This window comes from Microbacterium sp. WHRI 7836 (assembly GCF_040223885.2).
Taxonomy (GTDB): Bacteria; Actinomycetota; Actinomycetes; order Actinomycetales; family Microbacteriaceae; genus Microbacterium; species Microbacterium oxydans.
Window position 1 is genome coordinate 623,508 of record NZ_CP168171.1, and the last position, 20,963, is coordinate 644,470.

11 protein-coding genes are annotated in these 20,963 nt (G+C 70.1%); all 11 read left to right on the forward strand.

Features of this window, described 5'->3' with window-relative positions:
• The first annotated feature begins 23 nt into the window (after nt 1–23).
• The 11 genes from ABRP18_RS02930 (at nt 24) to ABRP18_RS02980 (ending at nt 20,954) form a co-directional block, all read left to right on the forward strand.
• Nucleotides 24–2,882, forward strand: a complete 2,859-nt coding sequence (locus ABRP18_RS02930; RefSeq protein ID WP_349885504.1) for a metallophosphoesterase — start codon at nt 24–26, stop codon at nt 2,880–2,882.
• Nucleotides 2,883–3,084: 202 nt separating this feature from the next.
• Nucleotides 3,085–9,150, forward strand: a complete 6,066-nt coding sequence (locus ABRP18_RS02935; RefSeq protein WP_349885505.1) for an Ig-like domain-containing protein — start codon at nt 3,085–3,087, stop codon at nt 9,148–9,150.
• A gap of 61 nt (nt 9,151–9,211) precedes the next feature.
• Nucleotides 9,212–10,183, forward strand: coding sequence for a MoxR family ATPase (locus ABRP18_RS02940; protein ID WP_046746637.1), 972 nt, complete (start codon nt 9,212–9,214; stop codon nt 10,181–10,183).
• The gene (locus ABRP18_RS02945; protein ID WP_046746638.1) at nt 10,183–11,445 is read left to right on the forward strand and encodes a DUF58 domain-containing protein; all 1,263 of its coding nucleotides are present in this window, start codon (nt 10,183–10,185) and stop codon (nt 11,443–11,445) included. Before ABRP18_RS02940 ends, ABRP18_RS02945 begins: the two co-directional genes overlap by 1 nt.
• Nucleotides 11,442–13,838: a transglutaminaseTgpA domain-containing protein gene (locus ABRP18_RS02950; RefSeq protein WP_349885506.1), complete on the forward strand. Its 2,397-nt coding sequence runs from the start codon at nt 11,442–11,444 to the stop codon at nt 13,836–13,838. The genes ABRP18_RS02945 and ABRP18_RS02950 overlap by 4 nt, the downstream gene beginning before the upstream one ends.
• Nucleotides 13,835–15,079 carry an RDD family protein gene (locus ABRP18_RS02955; protein WP_349885507.1) on the forward strand — a complete coding sequence of 415 codons (1,245 nt, stop codon included), beginning with the start codon at nt 13,835–13,837 and terminating at the stop codon, nt 15,077–15,079. The genes ABRP18_RS02950 and ABRP18_RS02955 overlap by 4 nt, the downstream gene beginning before the upstream one ends.
• Nucleotides 15,076–15,891, forward strand: coding sequence for a PP2C family serine/threonine-protein phosphatase (locus ABRP18_RS02960; RefSeq protein WP_046746681.1), 816 nt, complete (start codon nt 15,076–15,078; stop codon nt 15,889–15,891). The genes ABRP18_RS02955 and ABRP18_RS02960 overlap by 4 nt, the downstream gene beginning before the upstream one ends.
• On the forward strand, nt 15,891–17,168 hold the full coding sequence (locus tag ABRP18_RS02965) for an FHA domain-containing protein (RefSeq protein WP_349885508.1): 1,278 nt from the start codon (nt 15,891–15,893) through the stop codon (nt 17,166–17,168). The genes ABRP18_RS02960 and ABRP18_RS02965 overlap by 1 nt, the downstream gene beginning before the upstream one ends.
• Nucleotides 17,165–18,808, forward strand: coding sequence for a serine/threonine-protein kinase (locus ABRP18_RS02970; RefSeq protein ID WP_349885509.1), 1,644 nt, complete (start codon nt 17,165–17,167; stop codon nt 18,806–18,808). The genes ABRP18_RS02965 and ABRP18_RS02970 overlap by 4 nt, the downstream gene beginning before the upstream one ends.
• A gap of 14 nt (nt 18,809–18,822) precedes the next feature.
• Entirely contained in the window at nt 18,823–19,533 is a 711-nt protein-coding gene (locus tag ABRP18_RS02975; protein ID WP_349885510.1) for a hypothetical protein, read from the forward strand.
• Nucleotides 19,530–20,954, forward strand: a complete 1,425-nt coding sequence (locus tag ABRP18_RS02980) for an RDD family protein (RefSeq protein WP_349885511.1) — start codon at nt 19,530–19,532, stop codon at nt 20,952–20,954. The genes ABRP18_RS02975 and ABRP18_RS02980 overlap by 4 nt, the downstream gene beginning before the upstream one ends.
• Nucleotides 20,955–20,963 lie beyond the last annotated feature (9 nt).

Sequence of the window (20,963 nt, forward strand, 5' to 3'; positions counted from 1 at the left end):
TCGACCAACCCCTAGGAAGAGACATGAGAACCAGACACGGAATCGGCGCCATCGCCGTGACGTGCGCCCTCACGCTGCTCGTCGGCGCGGCGGCGACGCCCGCCTTCGCTGCAGCCCCGCCGCTGACCGAAGGCTTCACCGACGCGACGGCCTCGCAGCCCCCTGCCGGATGGTCGATCGACAACACCAACGTGACCGGTATGCGGGCGGACTGGCAGGGCTGGTCGTTCCACACCTCGGCCGAGGTCGTGTCGACCTGGGGGAACAGCGGCGATCGCGGCTCCTTCACACGTGCGGACGGTGTCACCGCGGTCGTGCACTCCGACGCCAACCGGCCGACGGACGGGCGCTTCAGCTCCGTGCTGTGGGCCCCAGCCGTCGACCTGCAGAGTCAGGACGGGGCGGTGCGGGTGCGCTTCGACAGCCACTACAAGCAGGGGCAGTCGCCGCAGACCGCGCAGCTCGTCGCTCGCTTCGACGACGCAGCGCCGGTGGTGGTCGAGTCGTTCGCCCGGAACCGTCTCGACGAGCAGGTGGACGTCTCGATCCCGGTGCCTGCGGGGAGCGATGCGGTCACGGTGGGCTGGTCGTACGCCGAGAGCAGCAACAACTGGTTCTGGATGATCGACGACGTGCAGATCAGCGAGGCCCCGCCGGCAGATGCAGCACCGCGCATCCTCTCCGCCGCGAAGCCCGTCGCCAGAGCAGGTGCGACGGTTCCGGTGAAGGTCGGCGGACTGCGCCCCGGCCAGCAGCTGACGGCGTCGTTCGGCGAAGCCGGGGCGGCGGTTCCCGGTATCCCGGTCGCTGACGCCGCGGGGGAGACGTCGTTCTCGGTCGCGCTGCCCGCTGACCTCGCGCCCGGCTCGGTGACGCTGTCTCTCGGTGGCGCCGGCATCGTGTCGACCCCGCTCGTGATCACCGTGCTCACCGCCGACGACCCGGACACCTCGACCACCGAGCAGCTGCTCTGGTTCGACGGCTTCGAGACGGACAGCTGGACGAGAGAGGGGGCGTGGACGCTGTCGAACCTCGACAGCGTGATCGCTCAGTACGGCACCGATCGCCGACACGCGTTCACCCGCGCTTCGGGGCGGATCGCCGTGGCGGAGGCGACGAGCGGGGCATTCGCCGGCAGCCTCGCCTCCTCTCCGATCGCCGTGAAGGCGGGGGATGCGCTGGAGGTGCGCCTCGACAGCCACTACCGCAAGAGGGGCGGAACCCAGCATGGCACCGTGACGGCGGTGTTCGACGAGGGAACGGAGACCGTGCTGCGCGAGCTCTCCGATGCCGACGAGGAGTCAGCGCAGCTCCGGCTGCCGGTCACGGTGCCGGCGGGCGCATCCGCGATGACCCTGCGGTTCGTCTTCGACGCCCCCGGCGCCGCGGGATCGTGGATGCTCGACGACGTGCAGGTGGTGCGCCCGCTCGCGGCACTCGCCGAAGGAGTCGAGGCCAACACCGTGGTCGACATCTTCAGCGACGTGCAGGGGGCGACGACGCGACTGAGCCAGAACGTGCTGCCGGGGTTCCGCGCGATGGCGCAGACGGCGGACGTGCTCGTGTCCAACGGCGACCTGGTCAGCAACGGATCGACCGCGAACTACACCTCCTATCTGTCGGCGCTCGCGGCGGGTGGCGGCGGCGAGTACGGCACGGTCGTCTCGACGATCGGCAATCACGAGTACTACGGCAGCGAGGGATCGGCGGTGTACCGGGAGCGCTTCCTCGATTCGACGGGGATGCGCGACATCGGTGGCCAGGGTGGGCTGTGGGGTGAGGTGCTCGTGGACGGTCAGCTTCCCCTGATCTGGATCGGCAGCGAGTTCTACGACTACACGGCGAAGACCGGCGCAGGCCCGTTCGTCGACTTCAGCGAGGAGCAGTTCACCTGGCTGCGTGATCGGCTCGCCCACTGGCGCGCCCAGGACCAGCCGGTGCTGCTCTTCTCGCACCACCTGCTGCCGTACTCGGTCTCCGGATCGTACGCGCGGTTCTACGAGAACGACTTCGGGCAGGAGGAGGCCCGGTTCGCCGCCCTGCTCGCACAGAACCCGAACGTCATCATGTTCAACAGCCACACGCACTGGTCGCCGACGTTGAACGACTGGAGTACAGAGCTGCGGCCGGATCCGACGCGCGCCAGCGGCCCCACGGTCGTGAACACCGGAGCCGTCACCACGATGTACGGGCCGAGCGGGGACTGGGAGGAGAAAGCCGTCGGCGGTGCCGACCCCGTCGGGCTGCGCGCCGCGCTGTACGACGACCGCGTGCGCGTCACGGTGTACTCCTTCTCGACGGCCGGAGCGACGGAGATCAAGCACGTCGACATCCCGCGTCCCACCGACGCCCCCGTGGATCCGGTGGACCCGGTCGATCCGGTCGATCCCGTCGATCCGGTCGATCCCGTCGATCCGGCCGTGGCGCTGAGCACGCAGACGGTCGCGGCCGGTGGCCGGGTCACGATCTCCGGAACCGGATTCCCCGAGGCTGCGGAGCTCGCGATCGAGCTGCGTTCCACACCGGTGCGGGTGGGCGTCGCGACCGCCGATGCCGACGGGGCGTTCCGCACCGCTGTCACGATCCCCGCGAAGACGCCGGCCGGTGCGCACACACTGGCGGTGATCCTCCCCGACGGGACCGAGGCGACCGCGCCGATCACGGTCACCCGCGCGGGGCACGGCTCCGGCGGCGTCGCACCGGGAACGGGGACGGGCACAGCCCCCGGTTCGGGATCCGGTGGCGGAGCGGATGCGTCGTCCACGGGCGGTGACCTCGCCACGACGGGCGGTGCACCCGGTTGGTACCTCGTCGGCGGCGCTCTGCTGCTTCTGAGCCTCGGTGGCGCGCTCGTCCTCCGACGGCGTCGGGGTCGCAGCTGACCGCACGCTCTCATGCTCCATGGGCGGGGCGGCTTCGAGGTCTTCTCGACGTCGCCCCGCTCGATGGGCAAAACTCCCCATCGAGCGGTATTCCAGGACGCAGTTAGGATGAACGGGTGCTTCGTGGGCCCGTCGGGTCGCGATCGAGGAGAACAGAGAGTGTCACCCTGGGGGGGAACCGGGTATGAAGGCGTTGTCATGGATGCGCGCACGACCGAAGACACTGGCGTCAGCGGCCGGTGTCACCGTGGGCGTGATCGCCATCACCACGATGGCCTTCACCTATGAGGGGTTCCCGACCACCAAGGTCGATCTGAACGACGGCGGCGTCTGGATCACCAAGACGTCGAGCCTTCTCGTGGGGCACTTCAACCACGAGTCGACGGTGCTCGACGGCGGACTGCGCACCACGGGTGAGAACTACGACATCCTGCAGGACACGAACAACATCCTGGTCGTCGACGAGAACGCGTCGACACTCACAGCCGTCGATCCTGCACGCGTCTCGCTCGGCGATTCGGCGAAGGTCCCGTCCTCCTCGAAGGTCGCACTGGGCAACCGCACGGCTGCGATCCTCGATCAGAAGACCGGCGAGCTCTGGGTCGTGCCGGCGCAGGGCGTCGCGTCCTTCGAGGCCGAGGTCAACGAGCCGGTGGCCGAGTTGGGCGCTGGCGCCGATGTCGCCGTGGCCAAGGACGGCACCGTCTTCGGACTCGCCCCGGAGCGCGGCGAGGTGGTCACCGTCCCCGTCGACAACGAGGGGGAGGCGCTCGACGCCTCCGCCGCGTCGGTCGGCGAACTCGACGCGTCCGCCAAGCCCGCGATCACCGCCGTGGGTCGCACCCCGGTCGTGCTGGATCGCGCTGCCGGCGTCGTGACCTCCCCGGGCGGGGTCCGCACCGAGATCCCCGGCGCGGACAAGGCCGTTCTGCAGCAGGCCTCCGAGAACACCGACGCGGTGGCGGTCTCGACCACGAACGCGCTGGTGAGCGTTCCGCTCGACGGCGGTGAGCCCACAGAGGTCGAGGCGGGTGGCGATGGCGTGCCGGCGGCGCCGGTGTGGCTGCGCGGTTGCACCTACGGCGCGTGGGCCGGAACGGCCACCTTCATCCGGGAGTGCCCCGGGTCGGCGAACGACGTCAACGCGAACGTCGACGGCGCCGAGGATTCGAAGAGCCTCGTGTTCCGCGTCAACCGCGACGTCATCATCCTCAACGACGCGGTGGGCGGAGCGGCCTGGCTGGCGAACGAGAGCCTGCAGCGCGTCGACAACTGGAACGACCTCACCCCGCCGGAGGGCGAGACCGAGAACGAGGACGACTCGACCGAGGAGACCGTCGAGACCACGCTCCCCGAGCGCAAGGAGGAGAACACCCCTCCGATCGCCGAGGACGACACGTTCGGTGTGCGCCCCGGCGTGACGACGATGCTCCCCGTGCTCGACAACGACAACGATCCGGATGGCGACGTCCTGGTCGCGACCCTCGCCGAGGCCCAGCCCGCTCTCGGCACGATCCAGCAGGTGCAGAACGGCGGATCCCTGCAGATCGCGGTCGACGAGGACGCGACAGGGTCGACCACCTTCACCTACGAGGCCGATGACGGTCGCGGCGGGAAGGACACGGCAGCGGTCACGCTGACCGTCTACGACAAGAGCGTGAACACCGCTCCGGTGCCCAAACGGCACACCAGTCTCACCGTGGAGACCGGCGGAACGATCTCGTACAACATCCTCCCGGACTGGATCGACCCCGAGGGCGACGATGTCTACCTCAAGGAGGTCGTCCCCGCGCCGGGCGACGAGGTCGACTTCAGCACCGACGGCCAGATCACGTACAAGGCGACCGCGAGCCAGCAGGGACGCAAGGACGTGCAGGTCACCGTCGCCGACGGATACGGGGAGAGCGCCACCGCGACGGTGACCCTCGATGTCCGACCGGAGGGCTCGACCAAGCCCAAGACCAACGCCGATCACGTCGTGACCCGCGTCGGCGAGCAGGTCACCGTGGCACCGCTGGCCAACGACACCAGTTCGGGGCGCGAGCTGCTGCGACTCGGCCGCGTGAACGAGGTTCCCGGCGCGACCATCGTCACGGACGGGCCGAACAAGACCTTCTCCTTCACCGCTGATGCTCCCGGCACCTACTACGTGCTGTACCTGGCGACCGCGGGCCCCGAGAACGGCGAGGGGATCGTGCGCGTCGACGTGCTCGAGGCGAGCGAGACGGATCTCCCTCCGGTCGCCGTGCGCGACGTGGCGCTGCTGCCGACGGGCGGCGATGTGCTCATCGGCGTGCTCGCAAACGACGTCGACCCCGCCGGCGGCATCCTGGTGGTGCAGTCCGTCTCGATCGACGACGACTCGGGCATCTCCGTGTCGGTCATCAACCACGAGACGCTTCGCATCACCGATCAGGGCTCGCTCACCGACCAGGCGCGCATCAAGTACCGCATCTCCAACGGCTCCAAGTCGGCGGAGGGCGAGGTGGTGGTCATCCCGATCCCCGCGCCGGACAAGCTCCTGCAACCCGTCGTGAACGACGACACGGCGATCGTGCGCGCGGGCGACGTCGTCACCATCCCGGTGCTCGACAACGACACGCACCCGAACGACGACGTCATGCACGTCGTTCCCGAGCTGGTCGAGCCGCTGGTCGACCCGGAGGACGGCGAGGCGTTCGTCTCGCAGGACACGATCCGGTTCAAGGCCGGACCCGTCGCGAAGACCGTGTACCTCACCTACGAGGCGGTCGATTCGCGCCAGCAGAAGGACGCCGGCTACGTCACGATCCAGATCCTTCCGGTCGATGAGGAGACGAACGCCGCTCCACGCCCGCAGGATCTGGTGGCCCGCGTGCTCGCCGGGTCGACCGCGAACATCGCCGTCCCTCTCGACGGCATCGACGCCGACGGCGACTCGGTCGAGCTGATCGACATCGCCTCCAGCCCGCAGAAGGGGCGCATCACCGAGACGGCGCAGAATTACTTCACGTACGAGGCGTTCGACGACTCCGCCGGTGTCGACGTGTTCCGCTATCGCGTGCGCGACCGCCTCGGCAAGGAGGGCATCGCCACGATCCGGGTGGGCATCGCACCGGGCGAGCAGATCAATCAGAGACCGTTCGCGGTGAAGGACGCCGTGGTCGTGCGGCCGGGTCGCGAGATCTCGGTGCCGGTGATGCTGAACGACTCCGACCCCGAGGGCGACAAGATCATCCTCGTGAAGGACGGCCTCGAAGTTCCGACCGAGACGGGCATCACGGCCCGCGTCTCGGGTGATCGGGTGCTGGTGCAGGCGCCGAACCGCGAGCTCGAGACGTCGCTGCAGTACACGATCCGCGACGCGAGGGGCGCCGAGGCGACCGCGGCGCTGCAGATCACCGTCGACGAGGACGTCCCGCTGCAGGCGCCCGTCGCGCGTGACGACCGTGTGCGGCCGACCGACCTCACCGACGGCACGATGAGTGCCGACCTCGACATTCTCAAGAACGACGAGGACCCGGACGGCACCACCGATCGCCTGAAGCTCGTGCTCGGAGAAGGCGCGACCCAGCTGGAGAACGGCAAGGTGCGGGTCACCGTCACCGAGCAGCTGCAGCTCATCCGCTACACGATCACCGATCAGGACGATCTGGCCGCATCCGCGTTCATCTTCGTGCCGGCCGAGTCCGACCTGCGGCCGATCCTGGATTCGACCAAGCCGCTCGAGGTCATGAGCGGCGAGACCAGGGAGATCCCGCTCTCGAAGTTCGTCACCGTCGCAGGCGGGGGGACCGCGCGGATCACCGAGCATGCCAAGGTGAACGCCGTGTACGCCAACGGCGACGACCTCGTGAAGGACGAGACCACCCTGGTGTACACCTCGGCCGAGGGCTACTTCGGACAGGACTCGCTCACGTTCGAGGTCACAGACGGCACGGGGCCGGACGACCCCGAGGGCCGTACGGCGACGCTGAGCATCCCGATCAACGTGCTGCCGCCGGAGAACCAGCAGCCGGTGTTCACGGGCGCAGAGGTCATCGTCGCTCCGGGCGAGAAGGCATCGACGCTCGACCTGGCCGCCCTCACGGCCGACCCCGATCCGGAGGACGAGGGCAAGCACAGGTACAAGTACGTCAGCGGTGCGGGCAAGGGCATCACCGCCAAGATCGACGGCTCGAAGCTGCTCGTCGAGGCCTCGTCCGACGTCGAGAAGGGCACGGTGTCCTCCCTGAAGCTGGAGATCACCGACGGGACGACGGAGGCCGTCGAAGGCACCGTGACCGTGCGCGTCGGCGCCTCGACCCGCCCGCTGCCGGCAGCCAACACCGACACGATCTCGGAAGCGGATCAGGGCAAGAGCATCACGGTGCCCGTGCTCGCGAACGACTACAACCCGTTCCCGGAGACGCCGCTCAAGCTGATGACGGCTGCCACGGAGTCGGGCTCCGGCGGCGCGGCCGTGAAGGGCGATCAGGTCGTCGTCACTCCCGACCCCAGCTTCGTCGGGACCATGGTCGTGCGCTACCGCATCCAGGATGCGACGAAGGACCCCGACCGCGAGGCCAACGGCCAGATCGTCGTGACCGTCCAGGGCGTGCCGGAGGCACCGGGCACCCCGCTGGTGTCGAGCGTGCAGGACCGCACCGTCGTGGTCTCCTACGGTGCGCCGTCGAACAACGGCGCCGAGATCACGAAGTACACGGTGAAGTCGGTCGGCGGCAGCCCGTACTCGAAGGAATGCCGCTCGACGACGTGCACGCTCGACGGCCTCACCAACAACGTGGAGTACACCTTCCAGGTGACCGCGACCAACCGGGTCGGCGAGTCGAAGCCGTCCGGCACGTCGGCGGTCGCCCGTCCGGACGCTCGTCCCGACACCCCGACCCCGCCGACGCTGACCTTCGGCGACAAGTCGCTCAAGGTCGCGTGGGCCACCCCGACCACTCCCGGCTCTCCGGTGGAGAGCTACACGCTGGAGATCTCGCCGGCTCCGCCGTCCGGGGTCTCGCAGAAGCAGGCCACCGGGAACTCGATGACCTGGGAGGGTCTCGAGAACGGCGGCATCTACCAGGTGCGCGTACAGGCCCACAACCGCGCGCCCGAGCCGTCGAGTTGGAGCGGCTGGTCGGCCTCCGAGGTGCCCGCGGGGCCGCCGATGCCCGCCGCCGCGCCCACCGTCACACAGCTGCAGGGCGTGGGCACCGAGGCGCAGATGCAGGTGAACTGGGTGCCGGGGAACGCCAACGGCGACCCGATCGACTCGTTCCAGCTGCAGGTGTGGGAGGGCGGCACGCTGCGGAACACCATCACGCCGGGAGCCGACGCCAGGTCGCAGGCGGTGAAGGTCCCGACCTCGGAGACGCCGTATACGTACCGCATCCGCGCGCACAACAAGGCGGACTGGGGTGAATGGAGCCCGATGTCGGCACCGCGTCGCGGTGTGAACAAGCCGGGTGCGCCCTCGCTGTCGAACGTCGCCGAAGGCGATCGGTCGCTCACGCTCACCTGGTCTCCCGGCGCGCTCAACGGTGCGAGGTCGAACGAGGTGCAGTACCAGTACTCCCTCGGGGGCAACTGGGCGGCGATGCCGGGAAACAACGTCATCACGGGACTCTCGAACGGCACGAACTACAACGTGCGGGTGCGGGCCGTCTCGACGGTCGACGGCCAGACCTACTCGAGCGACGCCTCGAACCAGATGTCAGGCAACCCCTATGGACCGCTGAGGCAGCCCTCGGTGACGGTGAACTCGAACCCGAAGAGCGTGACGTTCGGATGGAACGCGAACGTCTCGGCCAACGGACGTGGGATCAAGGTCGTGCGCATCCGGATCGACGGCGGCGGGTGGACGCACGTCGGTGCGAACGGAAGCACCACCGTGGGCGACGGCTACAGCCAGCGCCACACGATCGACGTCGAGGTGACGGACGACGCGGGGCAGAAGATCACGCGGAGCGAAGCCGGCACGTCGGGTCCGAAGCCCAATCCGCGCGCCTGGGTCACCTCGACCGGCAACGCGAACGGCCAGCCGAACTGCAACGACGGCACCTGCGCGTACTTCTACCTGAACGCTCAGGACTTCGATCCGGGGCAGACCATCTCCGTGCGGTGCAACAACAACGACGCGACGTACGGCGGCGTATGGGGCGGACCGTACTCGATCACCATGGACGGCAACGGCAGCTACGGCGGCCGGCTCAGCTGCTACCTCGGCAACCGCCGTGGCGTGATCGAGGCCTGGGTGATGGTCAACGGCACCGCTTTCGAGCACCGCCTCTGGCAATGACCCGTCTCCCCATCCGCGCTGTGAACACCGGTTCTGAACAACAACAAGGAACGACACACTCATGACAATGACCCCCGAGCAGGCCGCCTGGTTCCAGGGCACCTTCCAGCGCCTCGTCGAGAACATCGACAAGGCCGTGCAGGGCAAGCAGGAGATCGTCGGTCTCGTGCTGGCCTCGATGCTCGCCGAGGGTCATGTGCTCCTCGAAGACGCACCGGGCACGGGCAAGACCAGCCTCGCCAAGGCGCTGGCCGCGACCGTGCAGGGCACCAGCACGCGCATCCAGTTCACCCCCGACCTGCTGCCGTCCGACGTGACGGGTGTGACGATCTACGACCAGCAGTCGCACCGCTTCGAGTTCCACAAGGGCCCGATCTTCGCGTCGATCGTGCTCGCCGACGAGATCAACCGCGCGTCGCCGAAGACCCAGTCGGCGCTGCTCGAGGTCATGGAGGAGTCGCGCGTCACGGTCGACGGCGTCACCCACGAGACCGGACGCCCGTTCCTCGTGATCGCCACGCAGAACCCCATCGAGCAGGCGGGAACCTACAAGCTGCCCGAGGCGCAGCTCGACCGCTTCCTGATCAAGACCTCGATCGGATACCCCGACCTCGCGGTGACCGAGAGCATCCTCGCCGGCGCCTCCGACCGCAACCCGTCTGCAGGTCTGTCCGCGATCATCACGACCAGCGCCGTCGCCGACATGGCCGACCTCGCGGCCACCGTGCACGTCGAGCCCGCCGTGCTCCGCTACGTGGCAGAGCTCGCCGAGGCGACTCGCGAAGACGGCGCCATCCGCCTCGGCGTCTCGGTGCGCGGTGCGATCGCGATGATCCGCATCGCCAAGGTCTGGGCCGCGGCTCAGGGGCGCCACTTCGTGCTCCCGGACGACATCAAGGTGCTCGCCCGCCCGGTGTGGCAGCACCGTCTGCTGCTCGACGCCGAGGCCGAGTTCGCGGGCACCAGCAGCGACACGGTCATCGCCCGCGTGCTCGACGCCGTTGCGGCCCCCCAGGCCCGAGCGGCGGCCTGATGACCGCGGAGGCCCTTCCGGCGTCGACGCCGCAGACGGAGCGCGACGCCGGATGGCGTGACATCGCGGCCGTCCTCGGTGCGCGCGCCCTGACGCGCCTCCGCAAGATAACCTCCGCCATCCGTCCGCTGGCCTGGGTGCTGATGGCGCTCGCCGTCGGCTTCTGGGTGCTCGGGCAGATCGCCGGGTGGTCGGAGTTCACGATCGCCGCGGTCGTCATCGCGATCGCCGTCGCCCTGTGCGCGCTGTTCCTGATCGGACGCACCGCCTACGACGTCGCCCTCGACCTCGCCCGCACCCGCGTCGTCGTGGGAGAGCGCGCGGTCGGCGCCCTGACCCTCGCGAACCGCGGCAGCAGGGCCATCCTGCCGTCGCGCGTGGTGCTCCCCGTCGGTTCGGGGCGCGGCGAGTTCGGCATCCAGCGGCTCGCGCCGGGGGAGGAGGCGGAGGAGCTCTTCGCGATCCCGACCCAGAAGCGCGGTGTGGTCAAGGTGGGCCCTGTGAGCGTCGTGCGCGGCGACCCCCTCGGCCTGTTCGAGCGGGCGCACCGTCGCGACGACCCCGTCGACCTCTTCGTGCACCCGCGCACGGTGCTGTTCGACGGCCAGTCCCTCGGCTACCTGCGTGACCTCGAGGGTCTTCCCGCCGCCGACCTGTCCCGCGACGACGTGTCGTTCCACGCCCTGCTCGAGTACCAGCCGGGCGACGACCTCCGCCACGTGCACTGGCGCTCGACGGCCCGCACCGGCACCATGATGGTCCGGCAGTACGAGGAGACCCGGCGCTCGCACTTCGTGATCGGTCTGTCGCGCTCCCTCGCCGACTACGCCACCCCCGACGACTTCGAGCTGGGAGTCTCGGCCGCAGGGTCGATCGGCCTGCGTGCTCTCCGCGACTCGCAGCGCGTCGACATGCGGGTGCAGGGGCGCGAGCTGCCGGCAGGCACGGGCAAGCAGCTGCTCGATTCCCTCTCGGCCGTCGAGAACAGCAAGCCCAAGGAGGGCGGCATCGCCGAGCTCGCCGGAGTGGTGTCGGCGACGATGCCGCTCGCGAGCGTCGTGGTGCTCGTGTGCGGGGCGCGGGTCAAGCCCGACGACCTCCGTCTCGCCTGTGCGCGTCTTCCATTCGGCGCCCGCGTGCTCGTGGTCGTCGCCGACACCACCGCCTCCGCTCCGGCCCTGCGCCGCATCGGCGATGCCGACGTCGTGACGGTCGGTGCGCTGGAGCAGATCCCCCTCGCCCTGCAGAAGGTGCTCGCATGACCGCATCCTCCGCCGCGTTCGCCGGTCTTCCCGTGCGTCGCTGGATCCTCGATCTCGGTGCCTCCGCTCTCCTGGTGGTCACCGCGCTGGTCGGCTTCTGGCCGACGTTCGCCGGTCCGTCCTTCCTCCCCGCCGTGGTCGGCGGCGTCGTGCTCGGCCTCGCGATCGCGGCGGTCACGACCTGGCGCCGTTGGGGCATCCTGATCATCGCGGGCCTCACGGTCGCCGCCTACTTCGTGTTCGGCGGCGCGTTCGCCCTGCCGCAGACCTCGATCCTCGGCTTCATCCCGACGCTGGAGACGCTGCAGAAGCTCGCGCTCGGGACGGTCACCGCGTGGAAGCAGATGCTCACCACGGTGGCGCCCGTGGCCGCGGCGGACGGTCACCTCGTGGTCCCCTTCCTCCTGGCGCTGGTGTTCACGACGGTGACCGCGTCGCTCGCGCTGCGCCTGTCGCAGGTGGCCTGGGCGCTGATCCCGGCCGGCGTGCTGCTCATGCTCGTGATCGCCCTCGGCACCCCTGAACCCGCGTTCCCGCTGGTGCAGGGACTCGTGTTCGCGGTCGTGAGCATTTCCTGGCTCGCGCTTCGCCAGCTGTGGGCGCCGCAGAACACGGCGATCTCCGTCAGCGAGGTCGACCCCTCCAGGGCCTCGCACATGCGCACCCGTCGTCTGCTCGCCGGCGTGGCCGTGCTGGCGATCGCCGGTGGTGCGGGGGTGGCCACGAGCGCGGTCGCGAACCCGGCGCAGCCGCGGCACGTGTTCCGCGACGTGATCATCCCGCCGTTCGACATCCGGGACTACCCGAGCCCCCTGCAGGCGTTCCGCAAGAACGTGCGCGATGAGGCGGACGAGACGCTCTTCACGGTGCAGGGACTGCCCAAGGGCGCGCGGATCCGCACGGCCGTCATGGATCAGTTCGACGGCATGGTCTACAACGTCACCGACGGCGGACCCACCTCGTCGAGCGCCTTCAGCCCGCTGCGCTCGAACATGTCACCGGATGCCGAGGGCGTCCCGGTGACGCTCAACGTCGAGATCGGTGCCTATCGCGGTGTGTGGATGCCGACCGCGGGCGAGCTGTCCGAGATCAGGTTCTCCGGCGATGACGCCGAGCAGCTGCGCCGCGGCACCTACGTGAACACCGAGACGGGCACTGCCGTCTCCACCACGAAGCTGACGAAGGGCGACGAGTACACGGTGGACGCCGTGATGCCGAACATTCCCGACGACGAGCAGCTCGCCGAGGTGCCGTTCGGCAAGGTCTCGATGCCCAAGCCGAGCAACGTGCCGGAGGAGCTCACAGCCCTCGCCGCCGAGACGGTGGTCGGCGCGGAGACGCCCATCGAGCGGGTGCGCGCCCTCGAGAACTTCCTGGCGAAGGAGGGCTTCTTCAGCCACGGGCTCGAGGGGGAGGTCATCTCCCGGGCTGGACACACCGCCGAGCGCATCTCGACCCTCGTCGGCGGCGAGCAGATGATCGGCGACGACGAGCAGTACGCCGTGGCGATGGCCCTGCTCGCCGGACAGGTCGACATCCCCGCTCGTGTGGTCATGGGCTACTACCCCGACGAGGAGAATGCGGGAGAAGCCACGTTCGCTGCCACCGGCGACGACGTGCATGCCTGGGTCGAGGTCAACTTCGAGGGGCTCGGGTGGATCGCCTTCAACCCCACCCCTCCCGAAGACCAGGTGCCGAACGATCAGAACACCAAGCCGCGCGTCGACCCGAAGCCGCAGGTGCTGCAGCCCCCGCCTCCGCCGCAGGAGCCCGTCGACCTGCCGCCCACGCTGCCCGACGACCGCGAGGGCGAGGACGAGAGTCTCAACATCGCGGGCATCATCGGTGCGATCCTCGTGATCGGTGGCATCTCCCTCGGAGTGATCGCACTCCTGGCATCGCCGTTCATCGTGATCGGTGCGTGGAAGGCGGCGAAGCGTCGTTCCCGACGCGCGGCCGCACGCAACGCCGACCGCATCAGCGGGGGATGGGACGAGCTCACCGACCGTGCCGTGGACTACGGCGCGCGCATCCCTCCCGGCGGCACGCGGATCGAGGAGGCGGTGGTCGTGGCGTCTTCGTTGACGGTTCCGCAGGTCACCGCCCTCGCCGAGCGGGCCGATGCCGATGTGTTCGGTCCCGCCGAGCCGAGCCAGGAGGACGTCGATTCCTTCTGGCACGAGGTCGATGACATCGTGGGCGGCCTCGGCAAGGAAGCCGGCTTCTGGAAGCGTCTTCAGGCGCGACTGAGCATCCGCTCCCTGGTCGGCGGCACGGCCATCTCGAACGGATTCCAGAATCTGAAGGAAGCGGCGGCCGTGCGCGTCCGCCGTGAACCTGGCACCATCAAGAACAGCACGACGCCCCCGTCCTCCGAGAGCGAGACCTCATGACGCAGCCCGCGACCGACCAGATCGCGCCGGTCTCCCGTCGCGCCGTCGCCTACCTCATCGACGCCCTGATCGCCGGGGGCCTCGCGATCGTGCTCGGCGGTGGACTCCTGGTCGGCGCCTCGCTCACCGGCAGCCTCGAGGGCAGTGTCGGAGTCCTGCTGATCGGGGGTCCGGTCGTGAGCCTGATCCTTCTCGGCTGGTTCGTCGTCTACACCGTGATGCAGGCGGGCACCGGCTCGATCGGCATGCGCGCCCAGGGCCTTCGGCTGGTCTCGGCGACGGACGGGAGCGGCCTCGGCTTCGGACGGACGCTGCTGCGCAACGTCATCTTCGGCCTCGCCGCCGCCATCGTCGTGGGCTACTTCACGCCGCTGTTCGACGGCTCCGGTCGGTACCAGGGGTGGCACGACAAGGTGGCCGGCTCCCTCATGGTGGACGCGCGCGTGCCTGCACCCGCCACCGCGACACCCGCCACCGCGACGACCGCGGTCCCCGCCTCGACCGGATCCGGGGCCGCGGCCCCGGCGCCCGCACCGGCGATCCCCGGACTCCCGCAGCCGGCTCCTGCCTCGGCTCCGGCCCCGATTCCGGGTCCCGCGCCGTTTCCTGTTCCGGCTCCGGCGACGGCTCCCGCCACGCCGCCCTCCGCTTCGATCCCTCCGCGACCGGCCGCTCCCGCGGCACCGGTCGCCGACGCGGGATCCCTCATCGCCTTCGTCCCCGGCATCACGCAGGATGCTCCCGCACGCCCAGCGCCCGAGCCCGAGACCGCACCCTCACCTGCACTCGACGAGACGATCCAGCAGCAGCCTGCGGCTCCGGTGAGTCCGCCCGCCGCGCCTGCCGCCCCCGCGGCGCCTGCCGCGTCGCGCACCACCGAGGAGGACGACCTCGAGGACACCAGGATCAGTGTTCCGGGACACCGGCTCGTCTTCACGTGGGACGACGGGACGCGTGTCTCCGTCTCCCGCCGCACGGTGTTCGGGCGCAACCCCGCACCGGAAGAGGGAGCGACGCTCGTGCCCGTGCGCGACGAGACGCTCTCGCTCTCGAAGACGCACTTCGAGGCGGCGGCCGAGACCTCGGGTGGCTGGGTGATGGACCGACACTCCACGAACGGCATGACGATCGTCCGCGCAGGCCAGCGGATCGCCTGTCCCGCGGGGCAGCGCGTCCCGGTGCGACTGGGCGACGCCATCGAGATCGGCGACCGCATCGTCACGATCGGCGGATACGCATGAGGCCGGGACTGGTCGTCTCGACCGGGTCGGCCACGCATCCGGGACTCCGGCGTGCGCTGAACGAGGACGCGCATCTGGCATCGGCGCCGATCTTCCTGGTCGCCGACGGAATGGGTGGGCACGAAGCGGGGGAGCGCGCGAGCGCCGCCGTGATCGCGGAGTTCGCGCGCTACATCGGTCGGTCCGCGCTCGAACTCGACGACGTGCGTCTGGCACTCTCCCTGGCGAGGGAGAGTGTCGAGGAGCTGTCCACCTCGGGCAACGGCCGCGCAGGTACGACACTCAGCGGTGTGTTCGTCGCCTCGGTCGACGGCATGGGCTACTGGCTCGCGCTCAACATCGGCGACTCGCGCACCTATCGCTTCGCAGACGGCGAGCTGGAGCAGATCACGGTGGACCATTCCGTGGTGCAGGAGCTGATCGAATCGGGTGAGCTCACGGTCGAGGATGCCGTCTCCGACCGCCGCCGCAACATCATCACGCGGGCGATCGGCGCGAGCAGCACGGGCGACGCGGACTACTGGATGTTCCCCGCCGAGCTCGGCGACCGGATGCTGGTGTGCTCGGACGGCCTCACCTCCGAGGTCGCCGACGCCCGCATCCGCGAGATCCTGATCGCCGAGAAGGACCCGCAGCGTGCGGCAGACGTGCTCATCGACGAGGCTGTCAGCGCCGGGGGTAGGGACAACATCACGGTGCTCGTCATCGATGCCGTCTCCGTCGCCTCGAGACCGGGGACGCTGATGGCCACCGATACGGACATCGACCAGGACACACGTCCACGAGAAGCCGCAGCAGGAGGGGTTCGCTGATGCAGACCAGCTACCGACCGGGACAGTGGTACCTGATCGTCATCCCGGGAGCGCTCGTCGCCCTCCCGCCCGAGGTGCCAGGCGATGTCGTCGCGCGGCTGTGGGAGCGCCTGCCGGAGGAGAAGACGCTCGCGACCGTTGTCGATGTGCTCACCGCGCAGTCGGGGGTCTCGTTCACTTCGCTGCCCTCGTTCGTCGCGGCCGTCGCCGAAGGGTCGGACATGCGGATCGCCCTGCGGGGGGCGGTCACCGCGAGTGTGGAGACCGGCTCGGAGTCGTTCGAGCTCTCCGGCGCCGATGTCACCACCTGGAACGAGCGCTACCTCGGCGGTGCGACGAAGGTCGAGATCACGGTCGAGAGCGCCGATGCCGACGCCGACGGTCTGCCCGTGCAGAGCGGAATCGTCCGGGCGGCGGCTGTGAGCGCCGAGCTCGAACCGAGCGATGCCGATCCGCTCCCCTCCATCCTCGGCCCTGCCCCGGTCGTCGGGGAGTCCGCGCCGGCCGCGAACGTCGCGGCGCCGGAGCCGGTCGCGGCTCCTGAACCCGCGCCGGAGCCGGTGGCAGAGCCCGCGCCGCAGCCCGAGCCCGCGCCGCAGCCCGAGCCTGCGACGGAGCCGGTGGCAGCTCCCGAGCCGGAGCCGGAGCCCGCGCCGGAGCCCGAGGAACCGCTCCCCGTCATCGACGATGCCTTCCTGCCGCCCACCGAGGTGACACTCGCTCCGCCGGTCGACGACGACTTCGACCAGCTGTGGGGCGCCACGGTGCACTCCGTCGGCGGGGCGGCGACACCGGCCGCGCCGATCGCCATCGAGGGCGACCACGACGGCGCGACGATCTCGGCCGCAGACCTCCGCGCGCTCCGCCAGCAGCCGCCGGTCTCCAGTGACGCCCCGACGGAGGTGCTCGATGTCGCCCCGGCACCGGCCGCGGCCTCCGTCGGCCGCATCCGCCTGTCCACAGGGCAGGAGACGGCTCTGGATCGCACCGTGATCATCGGGCGCCGCCCGCGGTCGACGCGGGCGAGCGGCGCGAATCTTCCGCATCTCATCGCCGTCGAGAGCCCTCAGCAGGACATCTCGCGCAGCCACCTCGAAGTACGGCCGGAGGGCGACACCGTGGTGGTCATCGATCTGCACACCACCAACGGGTCCACCCTGCTGCGGCCGGGAGCCGACCCCGTGCGGCTGCACCCCGGCGAGCAGACGCTGGTGCTCTCCGGCGACGTCGTCGACCTCGGCGACGGTGTCACGGTCGCCTTCGAGGATCTGCCGTGACGCGTCGCCCCTCCCCGCCGCCGGACCTTCCCGGCTTCACCTACGTCGAGCCGCTGGGCACCGGCGGCTTCGCCGACGTCTTCCTCTACGAGCAGGAGATGCCCCGCCGCCGGGTCGCGGTGAAGGTGCTGCTCGCCGATCGCATCTCCAGCGGCGCCGCCCAGGAGTTCGCGGATGAGGCGAACGTCATGGCGATGCTCTCCACGCACCCCGCGATCGTGACGATCTACCAGGCAGGGGTCGCCGGAGACGGACGCCCGTACCTGGTGATGGAGTACTGCCCGCGGCCCAACCTCCAGCTGCGCGCGCGGAAGGACCCGTTCTCGGTGGCCGAGGCGCTGCGGGTCGGTGTGCAGGTGGCCGGTGCCGTCGAGACAGCGCACCGCGCCGGTGTGCTGCACCGCGACATCAAGCCCGCCAACATCCTGGTCACCGAGTACAACAGGCCGGCGCTCACCGACTTCGGCATCGCGTCCACCACCGGAGCCACGGGAGAGGCGTCGGGGATGTCGATCCCGTGGTCGCCCCCCGAATCGTTCGCCGAGCCGCCGCAGAGCGGACCCCGAACGGATGTGTGGGCCCTCGGAGCGACGCTGTACACCCTTCTGGCCGGCCGTTCGCCGTTCGAGCGTCCGGGGGAGCGCAACTCGAGCGCCGACCTCATCGAGCGCATCGAGCGTGCAGCTCTCCCCTCGCTGAAGCGGCCGGACTCGCCCGAGAGCCTGCAGCGCCTCCTCGAGCGCGCGATGGCGAAGAACCCCGACGATCGTTTCCCGAGCGCCGTGGCGTTCGCGCGGGCACTGCAGAAGGTGCAGATCGAGCTCTCGCATTCGGTGACGCCGATCGACATCGTCGACGACCACCCGCCGGCGGAGGATCTGGACGACGACGGCGACGGCCTCACGCGGGTGCGCGAGATCGTCAGCATCGACCCCGACGTGGCATCGTTCACCCGCCCGTCGGCGACGACGCAGCGCAAAGAGCCTCCGGCCGCGCTGCCCGGCATCCCGCGCTTCGACGCGCCACTCGCCGAGACATCGTCCGTGCCGTCCGTCGAGCAGACGCAGCTGCGTGCTCCGACTCCGACTCCTGCTCCGCCGCAGCCGCTGCCCCCGAGCGCCGATGACCGGACGATCGCCCGAGCCCCGCAGGTGGTCGCCCCCGACGCTGCCGTGCCGCCGGCGATGGTGCCCGGCACGCCCCTCGCAGCTCCGGCCGCACCCGAAGCGCCGCGCAGCCGCAAGGGCCTCTGGATCGGGCTCGCCGCCGCCGGCGTCGTGATCGTGATCGGCGGGATCGTCGGTCTGAACCTGCTGGTCGCCGGGATCACACCCGAACCGCAGGAGACGGCCGAGGCCGTCGACCCGAAGGATGTCGGCACGGATGTGGTGCCGAAGGTGACCGAGCTCGCCGGGACGCGGCAGGGCGAACAGGTCGTCTTCACCTGGACGAACCCGAGCCCGCTCGACGGCGACTCGTACATCTGGACCCCGGTGGCCGTGTCGGGAGAGGTCGATCCGCAGCAGACGCCGGATCCGACCGCTACCCTTCCTGCCACAGCGGGAACCGTGTGCATCGACGTGATGCTGCGACGCGACGACGGGCGCGCGTCCGAGACCGTGCGGGGGTGCGTGGAGTGAGTGGTGAAGGCGGTGTGACCGTCGAGTTCGCGGGGGAGTACTTCCCGGTCCGTCGAGGCGGGCGGTTCATCGTCGGACGCGAGGGCGACCTCGAACTCGACGACAATCTGTTCCTGCACCGGCACTTCCTGGAGATCACCGACGCCGACGGGCTGTGGTGGCTGTCGAACGTCGGCACGCGCCTCACGGCGACCGTGACCGACTCGGCCGGCGGAGTGCAGGCATGGCTCGCGCCCGGCGCGCGTCTTCCGCTGGTCTTCGAGACCACCACGGTCGTGTTCAGCGCAGGACCGACGACGTACGAGCTCACCCTGCACGCGGCCGAGCCGACGTTCCGTGCGACCAGACGCGAGCACGACGACGGCGGTGCATCGACGATCGGAGACGTACCGCTGACCCTCAGCCAGAAGCTCCTCATCCTCGCGCTGGCCGAGCCGCAGCTGCGCAGGGACGGCACGGGCATGAGCGAGATCCCCACCTCGGCGAAGGCCGCGGAGCGACTCGGGTGGACGGTCACCCGCTTCAACCGCAAACTCGACAACGTGTGCGACAAGTTCGACCGGATCGGTGTGCCCGGCATGCGCGGTGGGCAGCGCAGCTTCGCGACCAACCGTCGCGCGCGGCTGGTCGAACACGTGATCGCCTCGCGCCTGGTCGGCAAGTGCGACCTGCCTCTGCTCGACACCGCGCACGCCGTCGACGAGGCCGAGGGAGAGCAGGAGTGATCTGGGAGATCGACGACCACGCTCCCGAGGTCGAAGGGCTCGACGCGCACGGACGCCCCGACCCCGCGTACGCGGCGTCGCTGGGGCTGCGACCGGCGGGACGGGGAGCGCGTGTTCTCGCCGCTCTCATCGAGTGGACGGTGGCCGTGCTCATCGCGCTTCCGGCCATCATCGCGCTGACTCCCGTGCTCGCTCAGGCGGTGTCGGGGGAGTTCGACGCGGAGACGTTCTTCGCCCGGGGCGACCTGGTGTGGCTCATCGTCGCCGCCGCGGTCTCGCAGGGGCTGATGATCGCGTATGTGGTGGTCCAGCTCGTGCTGCACGGACGCAAGGGAGTGACTCTCGGCAAGGCGATCTGCGGCATCCGCTCGGTGAACGTCCGCACTCTCGAGCGCCCGGGATTCTGGCGCGGTGCCGTGGTCCGGTACCTCGTCGCGTACGCCTCGTTCATCGTGCCGATCGTCGGCCCCGTGCTGGTGATCATGCTCTCGCCGCTCTTCGACATCGAGAAGCGCGGCCGTGGATGGCTCGACCTGGCCGCCGCGACCTGGTTCGTGGACGTGCGGGGCGGCTTGAACCCCTACGACCAGAAGCGCATGCGCATCGCGCGCAAGCGGGTGAAGACGCCGGAGCACGAGGAGAAGGCGCCGCTCCCGTCCCTGGCCACGCCGGTACATCGCGATGCCCCGGCGGAGTATGTTCCGAGTGCACGGTTCTCCGGCGGCGTGATCGGCGCGCATCGATCCGCCGGGGGCACCGCGCCGGAGCCGCAGGAGGCCCCGGGCGTCGGATCCATGGTGTCGGCCGTGCCCCCGTCCCTGGCGACGGGTGCTCCCGGCCCGGCAGCATTCTCTCCGGCTCCGGCTCCGGCTCCGGCTCCGGCTCCGGCTCCCGCTCCGGCTTCGGCTCCCGCACCGGCTCCGGATTCTTCTGTCCCGGAACCGGCGCCCGTTCGGCCCCCGACATCCGCTCCTGTCGCCGCCTCTGCCGCCGCCGCAGCGGCCCCCGCTGTGGAAATGCCGGCAGCCCCGGACGCACCGGCACCTGCCGCATCTCCCGCGTCCGCACCCGCCGCTTCCCCCGCGCCGATGGGAGTACGAGCGCTCCTGGTGCTCGACACCGGGCAGCGCATCGAAGTGCGGGGGACGACGCTGTTCGGGCGGTCCCCGAGTGCCGCCGCTGGCGAGGGCGAGGCGCTCCTGGTGCCGGTCGTCGACGACACGCGCTCGGTGTCCAAGACCCACATCGCGGTGATGCCGGCCCGACGGGGCGTCTTCGTCGTCGACCGGGCCTCCACGAATGGCAGCGCGATCGTCCGAGGCGGTTCTGAGACAGCGCTGCCGGCGGGACACCCCGCGGAATTGCAGATCGGCGACACGGTGCGCTTCGGCGACCGGTCCCTCCTGGTGGAGTGGGTATGACCCTGAGCA

What these genes read in the sequence shown, in the direction of transcription:
- ABRP18_RS02945 (WP_046746638.1), top strand. Translation starts at nt 10,183, where the DNA reads ATGACCGCGGAGGCCCTTCCGGCGTCGACGCCGCAGACGGAGCGCGAC.
- ABRP18_RS02930 (WP_349885504.1), top strand. Translation starts at nt 24, where the DNA reads ATGAGAACCAGACACGGAATCGGCGCCATCGCCGTGACGTGCGCCCTC.
- ABRP18_RS02955 (WP_349885507.1), top strand. Translation starts at nt 13,835, where the DNA reads ATGACGCAGCCCGCGACCGACCAGATCGCGCCGGTCTCCCGTCGCGCC.
- ABRP18_RS02940 (WP_046746637.1), top strand. Translation starts at nt 9,212, where the DNA reads ATGACAATGACCCCCGAGCAGGCCGCCTGGTTCCAGGGCACCTTCCAG.
- ABRP18_RS02935 (WP_349885505.1), top strand. Translation starts at nt 3,085, where the DNA reads ATGCGCGCACGACCGAAGACACTGGCGTCAGCGGCCGGTGTCACCGTG.
- ABRP18_RS02950 (WP_349885506.1), top strand. Translation starts at nt 11,442, where the DNA reads ATGACCGCATCCTCCGCCGCGTTCGCCGGTCTTCCCGTGCGTCGCTGG.
- ABRP18_RS02965 (WP_349885508.1), top strand. Translation starts at nt 15,891, where the DNA reads ATGCAGACCAGCTACCGACCGGGACAGTGGTACCTGATCGTCATCCCG.
- ABRP18_RS02960 (WP_046746681.1), top strand. Translation starts at nt 15,076, where the DNA reads ATGAGGCCGGGACTGGTCGTCTCGACCGGGTCGGCCACGCATCCGGGA.